The sequence below is a fragment of the Corynebacterium kroppenstedtii DSM 44385 genome, from assembly GCF_000023145.1.
GTDB classification, from domain to species: domain Bacteria; phylum Actinomycetota; class Actinomycetes; order Mycobacteriales; family Mycobacteriaceae; genus Corynebacterium; species Corynebacterium kroppenstedtii.
In genome coordinates, this window is record NC_012704.1 from 158,670 (window position 1) to 176,508 (window position 17,839).

Sequence of the window (17,839 nt, forward strand, 5' to 3'; positions counted from 1 at the left end):
CAAGCGTTGAGTATATCGAAACGCGTGGGGCTAGAGTTACACGGCCTTGTGGGGGCACATTATCTACAGCCCCAGCCACGGCAGATGGCCGGCTAGCAGCGCTGCGCCCACGAAAGCCACGCAGTCAATAGTCGCATGAGCAATCATCAGCGGCCACACACGGCCTGTGCGTTCGAAATATGTCCCGAAAACCAGGCCCATGATGGCGTTGCCCATGCCCGCGCTCGGGCTCTGGTATACGTGATACAGGCCTCTCAACAGGGCCGACGCCGCCACGCGTGGCGCCCCCGACACACCACACTGAGCCAAGCGGGTCTGCAGCCACCCCACTACGACCACTTCCTCGGCCCAGGCCGTCGCGCACGCGGAAATGACTAGCAACACGTAGGACCACCAGGCGCGGACCCCCGCCGCAGGATCAACCGTCGCCGACAAACCACACGCGCGAGCCACGCCATAAAAGCACAACCCGGGCAGACCAATCGCCGCAGCAGCCGCCAGCCCGTGCCACACGTCGGACAGTCCGGACCATCGCAAAAACCACAGAGGATTCGTCGTCACGGGATGAACCCACAACATATACACAGCCAGCGCGCCCCAGGCCACCAAGGTCCCCGCCGACAACACCTGCAGCGACACATCAAGCCACGCCGCTGGTGCCTGCGACGGATTCAACTGCGCGGTCTGCCCCTTCAACGGCGTCGGGGAGACCAGGGCCTCCACCAGGCGCAACGTTGCCCGCAGCCCTGACATACCAAATGTCACGGCCAGGACAATGACGATTTCCCAGCGCAGCGTCGCGGTGACACTACTTTTCGACGATGAGCCCGACACCAAGAACCTCCCACGGCGACACACGATCCCCCACAGCGCCCACGTGCATACTCACCGGCCACCCGTGCCACGGTCCCTCAATCGCCGTCGTCACGACGGGGACGGAAAGCCCAGACCAGCCCGTCAAATTCCACAACGTACACCACGGGGTCCACGCGGTTTGGGCCGCGAAATCTTCCTCCGGAGGCAAGGCCGCGAACGTGCCCACCGGCGGAGGCGGATACGCAATGGTCGGGTTCAGCACAAGATCTACATTCGCCGCATCAGACCATTGGCTGAGCACCAGATCCGGGAGCTCTCGAAGTCGGGCCAGCGTATCCTTATACTGCTCGGCTGTGATCGTCGTGCCCAGGTCACGGAAATACGTGCTCAACGGGGACAACGCGCCATCAAGATTCCTGCACCGGTAGGCCAGCACGATACGCAGCAGCTCAATCGTCTCCGGCGGATACGGGTTGGTCACGGGAACAACATCATGGCCCGCTGCCCTTACACGGTCGGCCGCAATCCGAAGTGCGCCCATCATCAGGGAATTCGACGCCGGACGGGGTGCTGGGTGCGAAGCACCGTGGGGTGCTGGGTGCGGCGCATTCTGGCCCGCACTATGCAGCGGTTTCGTTAAGATTCCCACACGCAGACGTCGAGAAGGAACACCTACATTCGACGCCCCCGGAACCCACTCAGTCCGAGTCACCCGCGGTTGACCAGGGAAAGTAATTAACGACGACGCTACCGCGACATCCGCAACCGTGCGCGCCAGAAAACCATCCGCGCGGAGCTGCCCATCGGTCGGATCGTGCGGGGGCTTAAACCCGACGATCCCACAACAGGCGGCAGGGACGCGGATCGAGCCACCGCCGTCGCTCCCATGCGCCACCGGGACGATGCCGCGCGCAACCAACGCCGCCGCCCCTCCCGACGAACCACCTGGTGCGCGACCGGACAGCGCCGGATTAACAACCGTCGGCAGATGGGTCGGTTCCGTGTAACACGATAAGCCCAGCTCAGAGGTTGCCGATGCTCCGAAAATGGTGGCGCCGGCGTCCAATAACGCCTCCGCCACGGGGTCGTTCTTGTCCGGCACAGACACGCGATCGGCCGAACCCTGTGTGCAGGGAATCCCCCGTACAGGAAGTAAATCCTTAATCGGAATGGGCAAGCCGGCGAACGCGGCGCTCTCGCGCTGAGCGCTGGGATAGGTCACGGGAATGTCGTCCAGGGCAAATCCCAGCTCTTGTGTGCTTAGCCCGGTGGACTCCCGGGCGGCCTGCACACGGTCCCGCGCGAGGCCCGCCAACACGTCCGGGGAAAGACGTTGGTCACGACCGTGCTGGTCAGAAGGTGTAGCGACATCTTCGGTTCCGACGCGACGACGCCCACCGCGCACCATAGCGAGGATATCGGCCAAAGGGGCGTCCAACACGTCGTGGAAATCCATACCTGACAGCCTACGGGGAGGCGGATATGGTTGCGCCACCACCACCTTGTCTATCTGATTCTTGATTCCCGGTGGTTTAGGGTTGAAGAGAACACCACGACATAGGCAGGTGGAATGAGCAGCGAGCAGTCAAGCAGCGTGGGCGCGCACCAAACCAGTCACACATCCGACACATCCGAGTACGACATTCCTGTCGTCGCATTTCTTGGACCGTCAGGGACGTTTACGGAAATGGCCATGCTGGAATTCGCAGGTCATGGGTGGTGCGATACGCCGCCCCAGGGTACTAGAGCGTGGGCTGCCGGGGCGGAAAACACCGGCGTGGATGCCACCGAGCCAACCGTCGCCAACGATCACCGCATAGTTCCGCTCCCCGTCGATTCACCTCAACACGCTGTTGACGCCGTTATTCGTGGCCGTGCCGATTGGGCGTGCGTCGCCATTGAAAGCTCAGTTGAAGGCCCGGTCACCAGGACTTTCGATGCGCTCGCGGGGTCGCACCCGCTGCAGATCTACCGTGAGATTGCCATCCCGATCGCCTTCTCTATCCTCGTCCGGCCGGGCACCCGCCCCCAGGACATCGCCACCTGGAGTGCGCACCCTGTTGCCCGTCCCCAGGTGACATCGTGGGTTGATGACCACCTTCCGCCGGCCGAGTTCGTTGCCGCCCATTCCAACGCGGCAGCTGCAGAGATGGTTGCTCGAGGAGAGGTCGACGCCGCCGCAGCGCCTGCTCGCGCCGGGCAGCTGTATGGCTTGGACTCACTAGCCGATGGCGTTGCCGACGTTGCCGGCGCGCAGACTCGCTTCGTGTTGGTGGGAAAGCCGGGCAAACCCACAGCTCACACGGGTCGTGATCGCACGTCGGTCGTCTTTAACGTCCGGAATGAGCCGGGTGCGCTGGCTCGGACGCTGACGGTGGTGTCGTCGAATGGTGTGGATTTGACGCGCATCGAGTCCCGCCCCACGCGGAAAGCGCTGGGAGAATACCGCTTTTATATGGACATGAGCGGGCATATCTCCGATCCACATGTGGCAACGGCTTTGCAGCATTTGCATAGAACGGTCCAGGTGCTGCGCTTCCTCGGCTCATGGCCGATCGACGACGGACCCCACGTGGCGACGACGTCGGGCCAAGCGGTTGCGTCCGATACTGTAACCGCGTCCGATGCTGTGGCTCCGTCGTCGACAATGAGCCCGGATAAACCGTCGACGGCAACTCCCGATGAGTGGTTCACCGCGCAGGAGTGGATTGCTCATCGGGCGAAAGGTACCGCCCCGGATACAGATGTCCTGTGGTAGAGCGATACAACGCTGGGTCGTCGGCACGGCGGCACGGCGGCACGCGGTGAGCGAGTACAGAGCGAGTACAGAATGATGACAAACGGCTGGAGGAAAACAGGTGAATAACGTGGGTACAACAGTCAACAGTGGCACATCAAACAGCGGCGTATCGGGGGAGAAGCAGCAGAACGCACCCCGCGGACGGCTGATTCTTTTCCGCCACGGGCAGACGACATCCAACCTCATCACCGCTCTCGATACCGCTGTGCCTGGCGCCGATTTAACGTCAATGGGGGTTGAGCAGGCTTTTACCGGTGGCGAGCGAATTGTTGCCGACGGCACCCTCTCCGGAGTAGGTGAGGTGCAGGAAGGTGATGCCCCAGCGGGCTCACCGCGCCCGGTCATTATCAGCTCGGAAGCCCTCCGCGCCCGGAAGACCGCCCGGTTTGCCGCGCAGGGGATGGTGAACCAGGGCGCGTCGGTGTTTACCGCGTCGCCGTCGACAGATGGTGTGAAGACCGTTCCCATCACGGCGGAGCTGGATGATCCCACTGTGCCGACGGCGATCCCGGGTTTGACCGAGGTCACCGCCGGTGATCTGGAAATGAACACCGACATGGAGTCGATACACACGTACCGCTACACCCAGTTGCAGTGGTCGTCGGGAAAGATGGATATGCGTATGCCCGGCGGGCAGTCCGGATGGGAAACGCGCCGTCGCTTCCTGGAGGGTATTACCCCGATGCTGCCGCTCCTTGTCCCCGGTGCGGTGCGGTCGGATACGGCTACGCCCAGTGACCTTATTGTGGTTGTTCACGGGTCGGTGATGCGCTTTATCGCTGGTCAGCTGGCCGGTGTGGAGGCCCATTTCGTGCAGGACGGCTATGTGTCGAATTGTCGGTGGATTGTGTTGGATTCCCCGGCATCGCTGGACCTGGCTGCGGCATCGTATTCAGACGTTGATCAGTCGTGCGGCTCGTGGCGGGTGAAGCAGTGGGCGTGGTTGCCGGGTGATCGTGTTCGGCTGAAGGGGTCTGTTCAGTAACGGTCGGTAACAGGTGGGGCCAGTGATAGCTAGGTAGCTACGCTGCGGGTTCGGTGTGCCGTTAGTATTGCCGGTATGCGGATTCTCGTCGTCGATAATTATGACAGTTTTGTGTACAACCTTGTGCAGTACATCGGGCAGCTGGGGGAGACGTGCACGGTGTGGCGTAACGACGACGACCGTTTGGTGGATTCCGCGGAGGATCGAGCCGCGGGCCGGTCGGTTGTTCAACGTTTCGACGGCGTGTTGATTTCGCCGGGGCCGGGGACTCCGTCGGCGGCAGGTCAGTCGATTCCGCTGATCAAAGCATGTATCCGTCATGAGGTGCCGATGTTGGGTGTGTGTTTGGGGCATCAGGCGTTGGCTGAGGCTTTGGGCGGTTCGGTTGTCCGTGCGGACGAGTTGTTGCACGGGAAGACGTCGCCGGTGTGGCATGACGGTACGGGTGTGATGCGTGGTTTGCCGGATCCCGTGACGGTGACGCGATATCACTCGCTGACGGTGGATGAGGCGTCGCTGCCGGAGGAGTTGGTGGTGACCGGTCGGTCGGATTCGGGGATGGTGATGTCCATGCGGCATGCGTCGCTGCCTTTGCATGGTGTGCAGTTCCACCCGGAGTCGATCATGACGAGCTGCGGCCATCGGATTGTGGCGAATTGGATGGGATGCGCTGGTTTCCTTGTCGACGAGGAACGCGTGCGTGAGCTGGAGAATCGGCATAACGCCGTCTTGTCGGGCCTGTAGGTCGCGTGAAAGTGACCAGGCAAGGTTTTTCCTCAACCTGGTCCTGGTTGTGGCGAATTAGTGAACCGTATATGCGGTTGTGCACTAATTCACCAACCCCCCGTTTTATGGCAGGAGGCTAAATGAGCCGACGCCGACGTCGATCGTGGAGTCTTTGTCGACGGCCTGACCAGCGGGGATCGACTGAGTCATGATCTCGTTGATCTTGGTGAGATCGTTCGTCTTTTGATCGTGCGTGGTCAGCCGGGCGGTCCCACCGGTCCATCCAGCCGAGCGGAGCGCGGATAGTGCTTGGCTCGTGCTTTGCCCGACGAGGTTGGGCATGGTCAGCTGGTTGCCGCGGGAGACCTGAAGTTCGATCGTTGCTCCCTTGGGCATCTGATTGCCTTCGTTGGCGGTGCGGAGCACTGTGCCTTCGGGGCGGGTGGAATCGACTTCGGTGACCGTCACTTTGAACCCGGCACCTTCGAGGTTTCCGCGTGCGTCGTCGATCGATTGACCAGTGACGACGGGCACCCGGACGCGTTCGGGCCCGGTGGACACTGTGATAGTCACAGTACTTCCCTTGGCGACGTGAGAACCCGACGCCGGTGTTTGCTCGATAATTCGGCCGGAAGGCACGCTGTCCGATGGCGCCTCTTTCACCGTTTGGTCGAGCACGAGCCCGGCCTCTTGAAGCAGCCGTGAAGCCTCTTGCGTGTCCTTCCCCGTCAGGTTCGGGACGTCGGTTTGCTCTTTTCCGGTGGAAATCGTGAGCGTGACCTGGGTGCCCTTGGGCACTTGCGATCCCGCCGCGGGGCTCGTGTCAATGACATGCCCCTTTTCGACGTCGGCATTGGACGCTTCCCGCGTTTTCACCTTGAAACCAGCGTCTTCGAGTTTGGCGATCGCGTCGTCCTCAGTGAGGTTCCGCACGTCGGGGATGCTGATCTTCTTGTTGTCGTTAGTGTCGACGTGGGGGAGGCTGCTGCTCGTTGTGTTGTCGTGGTAGTAGGACCATGCGACGGCGCCACCGATTCCGAGAACGGCGAGGATAACGAGTGTCCAGATGATCCGTATCCATGTGGACAGTGCACTGCGTTTCTTTTCGCCCTGCTCGGAGTGCTTGCTGGCGTGTTTGCCGCCGGAGTTCCGCGTGGCGGTGTCGCTCCCTGCCGGTGCGACGGCCGCGTGTGCTCTTTGCGCTTGGCCGGGGGCGTCTTGTCCAGGTTGGGCTGCGTGGGTGCCCGGCGTGGCCGCGCTGTGCGCGCCGCTTCCAGCTGCGATTCCGGCGGCTCCAGCCGCTCCCGCGGCCCCTGCGGCGGGCATAACGGTGGTCGCGACGTCGCTGGGATCGTTCTGGTGGGGCATCGGGCTGTAAGGATTGGTCCGATGCTGTGCGGCCAGCGGTGTGCGGTGGCTAGCCAAACGTCGAAGGTCGTCGGCGAAATCGGCGGCATCGTCATAGCGGTCAGCTGGATCCTTCGCCATCGCTGTCATGATGACGGCGTCGACGTTGGTGGCAGTGGTCGGATTGAGCCTGATGCCGTCAACGTGTGATGGTGGCACCGGTGTGCTTTGCACGTGTTGATACGCGACGGAGAAGGGCGATTCGCCCTGGAACGGCGGCTGTCCCGTGATGAGTTCGTAGAGCACGCACCCGCTGGCGTAGATGTCGGACCGCGGGTCGGCGGAGTGCCCGCGCGCCTGCTCGGGTGAGAGGTATTGCGCTGTTCCGATGACGGCAGCGGTCTGCGTCATGGAGGACGTCGCGTCGCCAAGTGCCCGCGCGATGCCGAAGTCCATGACTTTGACGGACCCCGTGGCCGTAATCATGATGTTGGCGGGTTTGATGTCGCGGTGGACGATGCCCGCTTCGTGGGAGAAGTGGAGTGCGTCGGCAACGTCGGCCATGACGGTGGCGGCGTACTCGGGATCCAGGGGCCCGTCTTCGCGGATGATGTCCCGGAGCGTGCGTCCGCGGACGCGTTCCATGACGATGTAGGGAACGGAGCCGTCGGCTTCGCTTGTCTGCCCGGTGTCGTAGACGGCGACGATGGCGTGGTGGTTGAGCTTGGCTGCGTTGAGCGCTTCGCGGCGGAATCGTTCGAGGAACGTGGTGTCGCGCGCGAGGTCGGGTCGCATCATTTTCACGGCGACGTCGCGTCCGAGGAGGGTGTCGGTGCCGGCGTAAACGTCGGACATTCCTCCTGTGCCGATGATTTCGGAAAGTGTGTATCGGCCCCCTAGTAGGGTGTTTGAATCCATCGTTTAGACCCCGCTCCGAGCGCTGTTTCCGTTACTGGTTCCGTTGTGGGAGCTGTGGCCTTGCCCGGTGGTTCCTCCTGTCCCGGTTCCTCCGTTGATGGCGGAGTTTTGTTGGTTGGTGTTGCCGGATCCGCTGTTGCCACCGTTGCTGTTTCCGCGGCTGCCGTTGTTTCCTGCGTTTCCGGACCCGTTGTTGGTGCCTCCGTTGGAGTTATTCCCTCCGGTGTTCGTGTTGCCGGAGTTGCCGTCGGTGGTCCCGTTGTTTCCGTTCCCGCCTGTGGTGTCGTTGTCGGTACCGGGGGTGTTATTCGTCCCCTGGTCTCCTGTTTCGGTCGGCTGAACAGGCCGGATTTCAGTGCCGGGGTTGGTTTGTTGTTCCGTGCTGGTCCGCTGCGGAGGCTGGTAGGTCTCCGCCGGCGCGGTGTCATTGTCATCGTTCTCACCAGGGACGACGGTGGTGATGACGCTGGTGACAGTTTCGCCAGTTTCGTCGCGCCCGCCATCGCGGTGAACACCGAAAGCCATCCATGCCCCAATAGCGACGACGATAAGGACGAGGAGCCCAATGAGCGTCCAGAGCCACCGCGTGGCCTTGGAGTTGTTGTTCTTGTTGGGCGCCGCGCCTTTGTTGGTGTTCCGGGCGGGGCTTTGTCCGCGATTGGGCGTGCCACCAGGGCGGTTAGCAGCGGCTGCTGCCGCGCCGGGGGCTGCAGCGTTCTGCTGGGCTGCCGGGCTTATACGTGTGCCGTCGGAGGGGCCACGGTTAGTTGCCGCTCCGCCGAGTGATGGGTGGACGGTGCCGCCGGGTTGCGGCGCTGGCCCCTGGACCTTGGGAGCAGGGGTTTGAGGTTGTTCGGTGACCTGCGCAATGGATTCACCAGGCGCTGTGGGCGAGACGAATTGCGCAGTCGGCTGGGGCTCACCATTGGTCGCGAACATGGCGGTCGGGGCGTCGGGCCCGCCGGGGGTCACCATGCCGTCTTGGTTAATTTGTTGATGAAGCGTTTCAGGCAGTGGCGGCATGTCGCCGTTGCGAACGTGGGCGACGGCCATGGTGAGTTCGGCACCATTGGCGTAGCGTGCGCGTGGGTCCTTGCGCAGAGCCGTCGCAATGAGCTCCCGCGTGTTCCGCCCGATGCTCTCAGGCAGAGCAGGCGGCGTCGTGTTGATATGCGCGATGGCGACGGACACCGTGGAGTCGCCCCGGAACGGCCGCTGACCGGTCAGCATTTCGTAGCCGACAACGCCGAGCGAGTAAATATCGCTGGCAGGCCCCACTTTCATCCCCTGGGCTTGTTCAGGGGAGACATATTGCGCGGTGCCAACCACCATGCCGGTCCGTGTGAGCGGCACCGCTTCGGCGGCTTTGGCGATGCCGAAGTCCGCAACTTTGACGGTGCCATCGGGTGTGATCAGCAGGTTGCCGGGCTTGATATCGCGGTGAACCATGCCGGCAGCGTGAATGGCCTGCAACCCGAGCGCGCTTTGCTGCAGCACGTCGAGTGCGAGCTTTTCGGGAAGTTTCTTTTCGCGCGCGAGGACGTCGGCAAGCGATTCGCCCCGCACGTATTCCATGATGATGAAGCAGAAAGTCAGCCCGGCATCGAGAACTTCGCGATAAGCGTGGGTGTGAACGACATTGGGGCTGTCGATGAGCGATGACGCGTTGGCTTCGTTCCGGAAGCGTTCGCGGAACTCGGTGTTATCGGTGTACTCGGGTTTGAGAACTTTGATGGCGACGGGGTCGCCGGTGTCGTTGTCGGTGGCGAGCCACACGGTGGACATGCCGCCTCGGCCGATAATCCAGTTGAGGCGGTAGTGGGTTCCTACGAGGCGTTGAACGCGCTCAATGTCTGATCGATCCGGTTGGAGATCGTTGTCATTGGTCATGTTTTACACCCCGTCCTTGAGTGCCTGGGCGATGACGGCGCGGCCGATGGGGGCTGCGACGGATCCACCCGTTGCTGCTTGTCCTCGGTCACCACCATTTTCGACGACGACGGCCACGGCGACGTCGGCGTTCTGGGAGGGCCCGAAGGCGACGTACCAGGCGTGTGGTTTGGAGGACCGTGAGTTTTCGCCGTGCTCGGCGGTACCGGTCTTGGATGCGATGTCGGCGCCGGCGTACCCGCTGGTGCCTTTTTCGGATCCGATCATGAGCTGCGTGATGCGGTTCGCGATGTCTTCGTTGACCGCGGTATTGACTTGTTCAGGTTTCGTGGTTTTGATGGGCTTGAGGCTGGAGTCGGTGATCTGTTTGACCACGTAGGGCTTCATCCTCTTGCCTTTGTTGGCGATCGTGGCGGCGATAATGGCGTCCTGCAACGGTGTGATGGACACGTCGCGCTGTCCGATAGAGGACTGCGCCAGTGACGGCTGGTCAGCAATTTCGCCGACGGTGGACGTCTGGACGGGCAGTCCGAAGTCATCCACGCTCTCACCCACGCCGAATGCTTTAGCGGTCTTCTTGAACTGCTCGGTTCCCGCAGCCATCCCGAGCTGGGCAAACGCCGTGTTGCAGGACAGAGTGAACGCGGTGGACAGCGTCGTCACAGAACCACTCCCGCAGCGCTCGCCATCGTAGTTCTCCATGGTCGTGTAGCTATCCGGCAGCGTGATCTGCGGTTCCGCGGTGACCGTGGTGTTGGCGTTGACGTTGTTCTTCTCCATGGCAGCAGCCGTGGTGATCAGCTTGAATGTCGATCCGGGCGGAAGCGTCTGCTGCGTCGCGTGGTTGAGCAGCGGCGATTCCGGGTTGTTGTTGAGGGCAGCCCAGTTTTGTTGTGCTTCCTCAGCATTCGGGGTCACGATGCTGCGCGGGTCGTAACCAGGGGTGGAGGCCATCGCGAGCACTTCCCCGGTGGAGGGGCGGAGCGCAACGACGGCACCGGTGTATCCACGGCTAGTCATGGCGTCATAGGCGACGCGCTGCGTCTTGGGGTCGATGGTGAGCTCGACATTGGCACCCTGGGTTTCCTTGCCCGTGAGGGTGTCGGTGAACCGTTTGGTAAACAGCGAGTCGTCGGTGCCGTTAAGGATGTTGTTCTGGCTGGCCTCGATACCTGCTGTCCCGTACCGGTCAGAAAGGTAGCCCTCGATGGGCCCAAACGCGTCGGGGTCGCTGACGTATTCGCGGTTGTACATGTCGTTAGCGCCCTTGACGGAGTGTGCCAGGATTTCGCCCCCGGCGCTGATTTGTCCGCGTTGGCGTGACTTCATGTCGTAGTACTGGCGTCGGTCAAGCGAGTTCTTGGCCAGGTGGTCGGTCTGGAACCCCTGAATCCAGGTGAGGTTGGCGACCATGGCAACAACGAGGAGGAGGCAGAAGATGGTGACTGCGCGGATGGACCGGTTCACTGTTGTGCCTCCTTCTGGTTGGTGCTGGCTTGCTGGTTGGTTTTGCGGTTCGCTGTTGCGGCTGACCCGCTAACGCTAGCTGGTTGCCGCGCGGAATTGGAAATGCGCAGGATGATGGCCAGCAGCATGTAGTTGGCAAGGAGCGACGATCCACCGTGGGCGACGAATGGCGTCGTCAGTCCCGTCATCGGCAGCAGTCGCGAAATCCCTCCGACGACGACGAACACCTGGATCGCGATGGTGAGCGACAGCCCAGAGGCGACGAGTTTGCCGTAGGTGTCGCGGGTCTTGAGCGCCGTCTTCATACCTCTGGCGACGAAGATGGCGTAGAGGACGATGAGCGCGGAGAGCCCAACGAGGCCGAGTTCCTCACCGATGGCGGCGAGGATGAAGTCGGAGTGCGCGACGGGCACCTCTTCGGGGTATCCGCGCCCGAGCCCGGTACCGGTGATCCCACCCCACGACAGGCCGAACAGTGCCTGCGAGAGCTGGTATCCGCCTTCGTTGTAGTGGCTGATGGGGTCGATGAAGTTGTCGACGCGTGTCTGGATCTTGGCGGAGATGTTGTAAATTCCGACGGCCCCAATGGCGGCAAGCCCAAGTCCGATAATGATCCACGACGGCCGCGACGTGGCGATGTACAGCATGCCAAGCACGGTCCCGAAGAGGAGGAGTGCCGGGCCGAAGTCGTTTTCGCCGGCCATGATGACGAGGGCGATCCCCCACACAACCAGGATGGGTCCGAGGTCGCGCAGTCGCGGGAATCTCATTCCCAGGAATTTGGTGCCGGCGACGTTGAACAGCGCTCGCTTTGTGGTCAGAAGTGAGGCGAAGAACAGGAGGAGCAGGATCTTCGAGAACTCACCGGGCTGGATGGAGAATGGCCCGACCTGGACCCACACGTTGGCGTCGGCGTTAAGGCTGGTGGGCCACACCATGGGAACGGCCATGAAGACCAGACCAGCGATACCGAGCAGGAACGAGTAGTCCTGGAGGGATCGGTGGTCACGAAGCCCGACGATGACGGCGACCATCATGGCCACACCGATCACTGTCCACATGATCTGCGAGCGCACAAGGTTATTCCCCGTGGCCAGGTCCAGCCGGTAAATCATGACGAGACCGATGGCGTTGAGCAGGGCCGCGACGGGAAGCATGATTTGGTCCGAGTAGGGCGCTTTCCACAGAATCACGAGGTGGGCGACGGTGAAAATAATGATGAACCCGCCGAGGAGGTAGGCAACATCCGTGGTGAGTGGGTGGTTAGCTGCGATTTCCACGGCAATGACCGCCAGCGCGAGAATCGCGGTGACAGCTAGCAGCAGCCCGAGTTCGATCCAGCGCCGTGGCCGTTTGGGCCGCGCAATGGGTCCTGTGTTGTCGGTTGCTTGTCCGGTTGTCGTCGCCGGGTACGCGACGGCGTTTCCTGCCGTCGATGGGTGTGAATAGGTCATTTATTTCACCTCCCGGCATGTGTCACCAGGTGTGGTGAGGTCTCCGGGTTGCCCGTTGGCGGTGTCTCCCGAGGCGTTGTTTGCTGCGGATTCGCCAGCACTGGGTGCGCTCGGTGCAGGTTCGCCGCTGGTGGCTGCGTCGGAGGGCGCGGGTTCGCCACTGCGGTCGTCGCGGCCGGCATCGGGGTTATCGGCGTTGCCGTGCGACGATTCGCGGGTGACGCACACAGGGAGCGCTTGCTTAGCTAGCCGCTCCATTTGTGTTTGGACATCGTTGTAGTCCCCCGATGGCAGATTGTCTACGTTGGTCCGCGTCGATGGCGGAAGATCGGTCAGCTGGAAGCGGTGGCATTTCTTAGTGGAGTTCGCGTCCAGCAGCGTGAGGTTGCCCTTGGCGTCCAAACATGCGCGTTGGTACGTGCTGTGGAGCGTTTTCCCAAGGATTGTTTCGTCGGCACCTTTATAGACGACGAGTTCGTTGTTGTCGGTGGCGATGTAATAGCGGTTATCTAGCGTTTTCTTCCCCCACCATCCGCCGGCACCGATGATGACGGCGAGGACAAGAACAATGACGCCCACCGTGAGACCGATGCGACGCCCTTTTTTCTTATTGTGTTTTTCGTGGTTATGGCCGTGCCCTCCGGCGACGGCTGAACCGCCGTGGGCGGAGTCAGCGCGATCCCCCGCGCCACGCACAGGATCAGCGAGGTCACCCCGCGATGCCTGCGCTCCTCCGTTGTTGGAGGATCCACCGTTGTCGGGCGACGCTGGTTGCGATCCGGACCGCCCCCCAGGATTCCGTTGCGCCTGGGCCTCTTTATTCTGTTGTATGAGCTTCATGCCCACGGCACGGCCGGCGGCGGTATCGGGCCGGGCGACGTCGGTCTGCTCCGGATCGAGCGCGCCGACGAGGAGGGGCGCGGCCGGGGCGTAGTCGTCGTCGCTGGTGTCGACGATTTCTCCGAGGACGACGGTGACGTTATCGGGGCCTCCGCTGCGTAGAGCGAGGTCGATAAGGCGCTCGGCAGCTTGGTCGAGCGTGCCGCGGGAGACGATATCCGCGATGGTGTCGTGGCTGACGGGGTCAGAGAGGCCGTCGGAGCACAGGAGGTAGCGGTCACCGGGGCGGACCTCGCGGAGCATCAGGGTGGGCTCCACGGGCCGGCCTGTCAGCGCTTTCAGGATGAGGGAGCGCTGCGGGTGGTTGGAAACGTCTTCGGGTGCCAGCTGGCCTTCGTCGACAAGGGATTGGACGTAGGTGTCGTCTTTGGTGATTTGCTCTAGTTGTCCGTCGCGGTAGAGGTATCCGCGTGAGTCGCCGACGTGGCAGATGGCGAGGGTGTCGTCGTTGAAGAAGAAGGCGTCGAGGGTGCACCCCATGCCTTCGGTGGCGGGGTTGATATCGATTTGGTTGGCGATAGCAGCGTTACCTTCGGCCATCGCGTCAGCCAGCTGCCCGCACATGTCGTCGCCGGGTCCCACATCGTCGACGTGGGCGATGTGGGAAATCATGAGCTGGGAGGCTATTTCTCCCGCTGCATGTCCGCCCATGCCGTCGGCTAGTGCCAGCAGGTGGGGGCCTGCGTACGCAGAGTCTTCGTTATTTCCGCGGATCAGTCCTACGTGCGATGCGGCCGCGTAGGTCAGGGCATATGTCATCTAATGATCCCTTCCTACTGCACGTGCAGTGTGGTTCGGCCGACGCGGATGGCATCTCCGCGGGTGAGGGTTTCTAGCTGGTCGATGCGTTGTTCGTTGAGGTATGTTCCGTTGCGCGATTCTAGGTCTTCCACGAACCAGTCGTTTCCGTTGCGGATGAACCGTGCGTGACGGGATGAAGCGTAGTCGTCGCTGAGGACAAGTGTGCACGATGATGCTCGTCCGACGAACACTTCGGATTGCGACGTCAGGTCGATTATTTGTCCTCTCTGGGGCCCGTTGGTCACGACGAGTTCCGAGATTGGGGCCTTATTCCGCTGGTTTCGTCTGCCGTCGGCGTTGGGGGCGACGGTGGGGTCAGGGCCGCCTTGGGGCGCTGCTACGGCGGGTGCCGCGAGTACGGTGGCTGAGGGTGTAGCCGAATCCCGTTTGAGAGCGCGCAGGGTGAGCGCGATAAAGAGCCAGAGCAGGATGAGGATGGCTAGTTTAACGAGAAACAACACCGTGCTTTGCATGGTGGGCATCCTCCTTGGTTGTGCAGCAGCATCGGTCGTGGCTCCATGTGCGCCAGCTGGATAGTGAGCTTACAGGCACACCTGGACACCCCACCGATTCAAGTCGTGCCCTACTTTACCTTCTTTGGTGTACCCGCGCGCCAACCCCGCAGCATAAAGCCCGTGTTCGTAGAGGTGCGGTAAAGCTTTTCGACGGTGTCGGCGTCGGTATTCACACCACTATCGACGACGGTACCGCCGCTGAGCTTGGTCTGCGCCGAGCTAATTTTCTCACGCCGCGGACTTCTGAGTTCGCACTCCCGCTTTACCTCCTCGGCTCTACTTCTGAGGCGTGTTGATTCGCACCTCTATATAAGAGTGTCCGACGGTGATGACGTCTCCGTCAGCCAGCAGCCAGTTGTCGATCGGGGTGTCGTTGACAGTGGTGCCGTTGGTGGAGTGCAGGTCCACCAGGACGGCCTCCTTCCCGTCCCACACGAGTTCGGCATGTCGCCGCGAAACGCCGGTATCTGGGAGGCGGAAATCCACCTGGTTACCACGCCCGATGATATTTGTTCCTTCGTGTACGTGATATGTCCGGGAGGACCCGTCTTGCAGTAAGAGGGTGACGGCCGCTTGTTCGTTTGCCTGTCCGCTTACCGACGCTTGTCCTGGGACATACCCGCCGTTGTCCTGTGCGTTCGGCGCTGCTGCGGCATCGGCGGGGGAGACGTGCCCGGTTCCAGGGGCGGGGTTAGCGGTGTCGGCGGCGTCGGCAACTTCGGACCACGCTTGTGCATGGCGGTAGCTGTCAGAGTCGACGCTGTGAGGGTAGCCGGATTGTCCCTCTGGCTGTCCGGCCTGCCCCGGCTGATCCTGGTTGGCGGAGTTGTTGTGTTGTGATGCGTAGACCTCGGTGGGCGGGCTCACTGGCCGCGCATCCTGGTGCTCCGACACGGAGGAGTGGCACTTGAGCTGGCCGGTGTGCAGGCCTTTGTCGCTCTTGAGGTCCACAGTGACGGCTTCGTACGTGCGCCATCCTTCGTTGCGGATGAAGCGTCCAAGCAGGTCAGAGAGGTCGAAGTTCAGGTCCGGATCGGCGTCGTTAATTTTGTCTAAGTCTTTTGCTGCAAGGTAGACGACGTACCGGTCGGGGGCATATAGAGTGCCGTGGGGTCCATAAACCAAGGAATCCTCGGCCTCTTGCTTCAAGAGTTCCTCAATTTCAGCAGGCACGACGGATCCGCCGAAGACGCGCGCGAATCCATTATCCATGCCGCGTTGCAGGGAGCTATCGAGCTTTCGGAAACGCCCGAGCATATCCATATGAACTGGGACACCTTTCTTGGCATCGCGCGAAAATCCAGGGCTGCACTCATGTGCGGCTGATGGCAAACAGTGTGTGGTCAGCCGCGGTTCTTCCCTGATCTGCCATCGTTCTTGATGTGACCGTGTTGTTCTCTACGCTATGCCATTTGAGAGAAGTTCAGGTCATTATACGAATTTCTTTCGTAAATACATAGGAGAGCAGCGTACTACGTCCAGGTTTTTCGTCTAGTTCGATCACTATCGACGGGATTGTGCGCGATATGAAGAAGGAATGTATGAGATATGAAGCCGATATATTAAGAGGTATAGGGGTGTTTTCGGCGAGTCCTTGGACTAGTTTGTGAACTTTTGCAAGCCTGTGACCTGCTCTTTTGTTTTCGACGTGGGGCGTCGTGCTAAACTGACGTGCGTTGTTTCGGGCGAGTGGCGGAATGGCAGACGCGCTGGCTTCAGGTGCCAGTGTCCTTTACGGACGTGGGGGTTCAAGTCCCCCTTCGCCCACAACTTCATTGTGAGTGTTAGTCCCCGTTGGTTGTGATCCTGCAAGGGTTTCAGCCGACGGGGACTTTCGCATTCTTCCAGTTTCCCCTCACCGTCGTTGATTCCTTAGATACAGTGTTCCCTAAAGAAACCTAACTTCATGCTGGAGGACGGAGTAGGGCTTGATCGACGTGGGTTGACGATCTGTGAGGGAGTCGGGATATGAGCGCGATGAATGCTACGGTGCGACGACTTTATGACGGTGTAGCACTGTCGTACGGAATGACGATGGTCGTACTCGGGTCGACGATTCCGTCGGGGTTGTATTCGATATATCAGCGGGATTGGGGGCTGGGTTCCAGCTCAACTGTCGTCTTCTTTTCTTTTTATGTCGTCGGTGTGGTTATTGCCTTATTGTTTGGCCACGTTTCTGACACTGTGGGAAGAAAACCAGTTATTTTGACGTGTGTTGCTCTCTCGCTGGCCTCGAGTGTGACCTTTACACTGACAACTAATTTCCCTGGTTTGTGTATTGCCCGCACGCTATCCGGGTTATCGGTGGGGTTATGCACTGGTGCATTTACGGCAGCTCTGCAAGAGGCGATATCTCCCGCCTTAGGCGCCCTTCTGAGCACGATTTACACATCATTGAGCTTGGCTCTCGGGCCTTTGTTTGGCGCGGTCATTGCCTTACATTCGGGGTTACCCCTAAGAATTCCTTTCATCATTTACGGAATTCTGACGGTTGTAGCCGGTGCATTGGTGTTATTAATCACCGAAACTCTCGAGAATCGAGGACGGCTGAGTCTGAAAGTTCAGATCGGTGTTCCGAAGAATCTCGTGTCTGCTTTCATTCCCTTCGCCGTCGCCATTGGCGTTGCCTACGGTACAAACGGGCTTTTCCAGTCTGTCGTCCCACTAAGCATGAAAGGCTTAGGAGTATCCAGCCAACTGGGTATGGCCTTTACGACGTTTCTCATGCTTGCGGTCTCCGCGGTAACTCAAATTGGGATGGCATTTCTTCCCCGCGAGCCAAGTTTGGCGGCTGGAATGATTATTTTGGTGGTGGGCCTGGGATCCACCGCGGTGTCCCTCATCATTGGCGAGCCCATCGTGGCCTGGTTCGGCATCTGTATTTCAGGTATTGGGCAGGGAATCAGTTTTCGCACTTCGTTGGCTGGCACAGCCGAACTATCGCCACGATCCGATAAAGCCAAGACAGTGTCGACGTACTACGTGGTCGGTTACGTGGCCACGGCCGTCCCGGCTCTCGCGGCAGGAATTGTGGGCGGTCAACCTTATGCTGTTGCCACCGTGTGTGCCGTCGTCGCCGCTTTTGCTATAAGCAATGTGTTTTTACTACGCAGTAGTAAGCGTCGGTAATGGGGGAGATAACGACAATGGCGATATTCCCCCGCTATAAGTTTCCCCGTTATAAGAAAGCCGATGGCAAAAGATGAGAAAACGGGGGTCC

General features: G+C 60.9%; 13 protein-coding genes and 1 tRNA gene. 5 read left to right on the forward strand and 9 right to left on the reverse strand.

Annotation, left to right across the window (positions count from 1 at the left end):
- Positions 1 to 63: 63 nt before the first annotated feature.
- Both CKROP_RS00605 and CKROP_RS00610 read right to left on the reverse strand, forming a co-directional pair.
- The gene (locus CKROP_RS00605; RefSeq protein WP_052292307.1) at positions 64 to 834 is read right to left on the reverse strand and encodes a CPBP family intramembrane glutamic endopeptidase; all 771 of its coding nucleotides are present in this window, start codon (positions 832 to 834) and stop codon (positions 64 to 66) included.
- The gene (locus tag CKROP_RS00610) at positions 809 to 2,272 is read right to left on the reverse strand and encodes an amidase (protein WP_012730803.1); all 1,464 of its coding nucleotides are present in this window, start codon (positions 2,270 to 2,272) and stop codon (positions 809 to 811) included. Before CKROP_RS00610 ends, CKROP_RS00605 begins: the two co-directional genes overlap by 26 nt.
- 114 nt (positions 2,273 to 2,386) lie before the next feature.
- Between CKROP_RS00610 and pheA the strand changes: the two genes are divergently transcribed.
- The 3 genes from pheA to CKROP_RS00625 all read left to right on the forward strand — a co-directional run bounded on the left by pheA (position 2,387) and on the right by CKROP_RS00625 (position 5,345).
- Positions 2,387 to 3,574, forward strand: a complete 1,188-nt coding sequence (gene pheA / locus CKROP_RS00615) for a prephenate dehydratase (protein ID WP_081429365.1) — start codon at positions 2,387 to 2,389, stop codon at positions 3,572 to 3,574.
- 100 nt (positions 3,575 to 3,674) lie between these two features.
- Positions 3,675 to 4,601, forward strand: a complete 927-nt coding sequence (locus CKROP_RS00620; protein ID WP_012730805.1) for a histidine phosphatase family protein — start codon at positions 3,675 to 3,677, stop codon at positions 4,599 to 4,601.
- Positions 4,602 to 4,676: 75 nt separating this feature from the next.
- Complete coding sequence (locus CKROP_RS00625; protein WP_012730806.1) at positions 4,677 to 5,345, forward strand: aminodeoxychorismate/anthranilate synthase component II; 669 nt, start codon at positions 4,677 to 4,679, stop codon at positions 5,343 to 5,345.
- A gap of 105 nt (positions 5,346 to 5,450) precedes the next feature.
- On the opposite strand, the gene pknB is transcribed toward CKROP_RS00625, so the two are convergent.
- From pknB to CKROP_RS00660, 7 genes are all read right to left on the reverse strand, one after another.
- Positions 5,451 to 7,592, reverse strand: coding sequence for a Stk1 family PASTA domain-containing Ser/Thr kinase (gene pknB / locus CKROP_RS00630; RefSeq protein ID WP_012730807.1), 2,142 nt, complete (start codon positions 7,590 to 7,592; stop codon positions 5,451 to 5,453).
- A gap of 3 nt (positions 7,593 to 7,595) precedes the next feature.
- Positions 7,596 to 9,482, reverse strand: coding sequence for a serine/threonine-protein kinase (locus CKROP_RS11555; protein ID WP_012730808.1), 1,887 nt, complete (start codon positions 9,480 to 9,482; stop codon positions 7,596 to 7,598).
- A gap of 3 nt (positions 9,483 to 9,485) precedes the next feature.
- Entirely contained in the window at positions 9,486 to 10,949 is a 1,464-nt protein-coding gene (locus tag CKROP_RS00640; RefSeq protein ID WP_012730809.1) for a penicillin-binding transpeptidase domain-containing protein, read from the reverse strand.
- Entirely contained in the window at positions 10,946 to 12,403 is a 1,458-nt protein-coding gene (locus tag CKROP_RS00645) for an FtsW/RodA/SpoVE family cell cycle protein (protein ID WP_012730810.1), read from the reverse strand. The genes CKROP_RS00640 and CKROP_RS00645 overlap by 4 nt, the downstream gene beginning before the upstream one ends.
- Positions 12,404 to 14,062: a PP2C family protein-serine/threonine phosphatase gene (locus CKROP_RS00650; RefSeq protein WP_012730811.1), complete on the reverse strand. Its 1,659-nt coding sequence runs from the start codon at positions 14,060 to 14,062 to the stop codon at positions 12,404 to 12,406.
- A 14-nt stretch (positions 14,063 to 14,076) separates the two neighbouring features.
- Positions 14,077 to 14,577: an FHA domain-containing protein FhaB/FipA gene (locus CKROP_RS00655; protein WP_041628708.1), complete on the reverse strand. Its 501-nt coding sequence runs from the start codon at positions 14,575 to 14,577 to the stop codon at positions 14,077 to 14,079.
- A gap of 318 nt (positions 14,578 to 14,895) precedes the next feature.
- Positions 14,896 to 15,882 (reverse strand): FHA domain-containing protein, encoded by a 987-nt coding sequence (locus tag CKROP_RS00660; protein ID WP_012730813.1) that lies wholly within the window; start codon positions 15,880 to 15,882, stop codon positions 14,896 to 14,898.
- Positions 15,883 to 16,302: 420 nt separating this feature from the next.
- Here CKROP_RS00660 and CKROP_RS00665 point away from each other — a divergent pair.
- A tRNA-Leu gene (locus CKROP_RS00665) sits at positions 16,303 to 16,386 on the forward strand.
- A 201-nt stretch (positions 16,387 to 16,587) separates the two neighbouring features.
- Positions 16,588 to 17,748 carry an MFS transporter gene (locus tag CKROP_RS00670; protein ID WP_012730814.1) on the forward strand — a complete coding sequence of 387 codons (1,161 nt, stop codon included), beginning with the start codon at positions 16,588 to 16,590 and terminating at the stop codon, positions 17,746 to 17,748.
- Positions 17,749 to 17,839: the final 91 nt, after the last annotated feature.

Coding starts and splice junctions, on each gene's coding strand:
- CKROP_RS00610 (WP_012730803.1), bottom strand. CDS start 2,272: ATGGATTTCCACGACGTGTTGGACGCCCCTTTGGCCGATATCCTCGCT.
- pheA (WP_081429365.1), top strand. CDS start 2,387: ATGAGCAGCGAGCAGTCAAGCAGCGTGGGCGCGCACCAAACCAGTCAC.
- CKROP_RS00625 (WP_012730806.1), top strand. CDS start 4,677: ATGCGGATTCTCGTCGTCGATAATTATGACAGTTTTGTGTACAACCTT.
- pknB (WP_012730807.1), bottom strand. CDS start 7,592: ATGGATTCAAACACCCTACTAGGGGGCCGATACACACTTTCCGAAATC.
- CKROP_RS11555 (WP_012730808.1), bottom strand. CDS start 9,482: ATGACCAATGACAACGATCTCCAACCGGATCGATCAGACATTGAGCGC.
- CKROP_RS00645 (WP_012730810.1), bottom strand. CDS start 12,403: ATGACCTATTCACACCCATCGACGGCAGGAAACGCCGTCGCGTACCCG.
- CKROP_RS00650 (WP_012730811.1), bottom strand. CDS start 14,062: ATGACATATGCCCTGACCTACGCGGCCGCATCGCACGTAGGACTGATC.
- CKROP_RS00655 (WP_041628708.1), bottom strand. CDS start 14,577: ATGCAAAGCACGGTGTTGTTTCTCGTTAAACTAGCCATCCTCATCCTG.
- CKROP_RS00660 (WP_012730813.1), bottom strand. CDS start 15,882: ATGGATATGCTCGGGCGTTTCCGAAAGCTCGATAGCTCCCTGCAACGC.
- CKROP_RS00670 (WP_012730814.1), top strand. CDS start 16,588: ATGAGCGCGATGAATGCTACGGTGCGACGACTTTATGACGGTGTAGCA.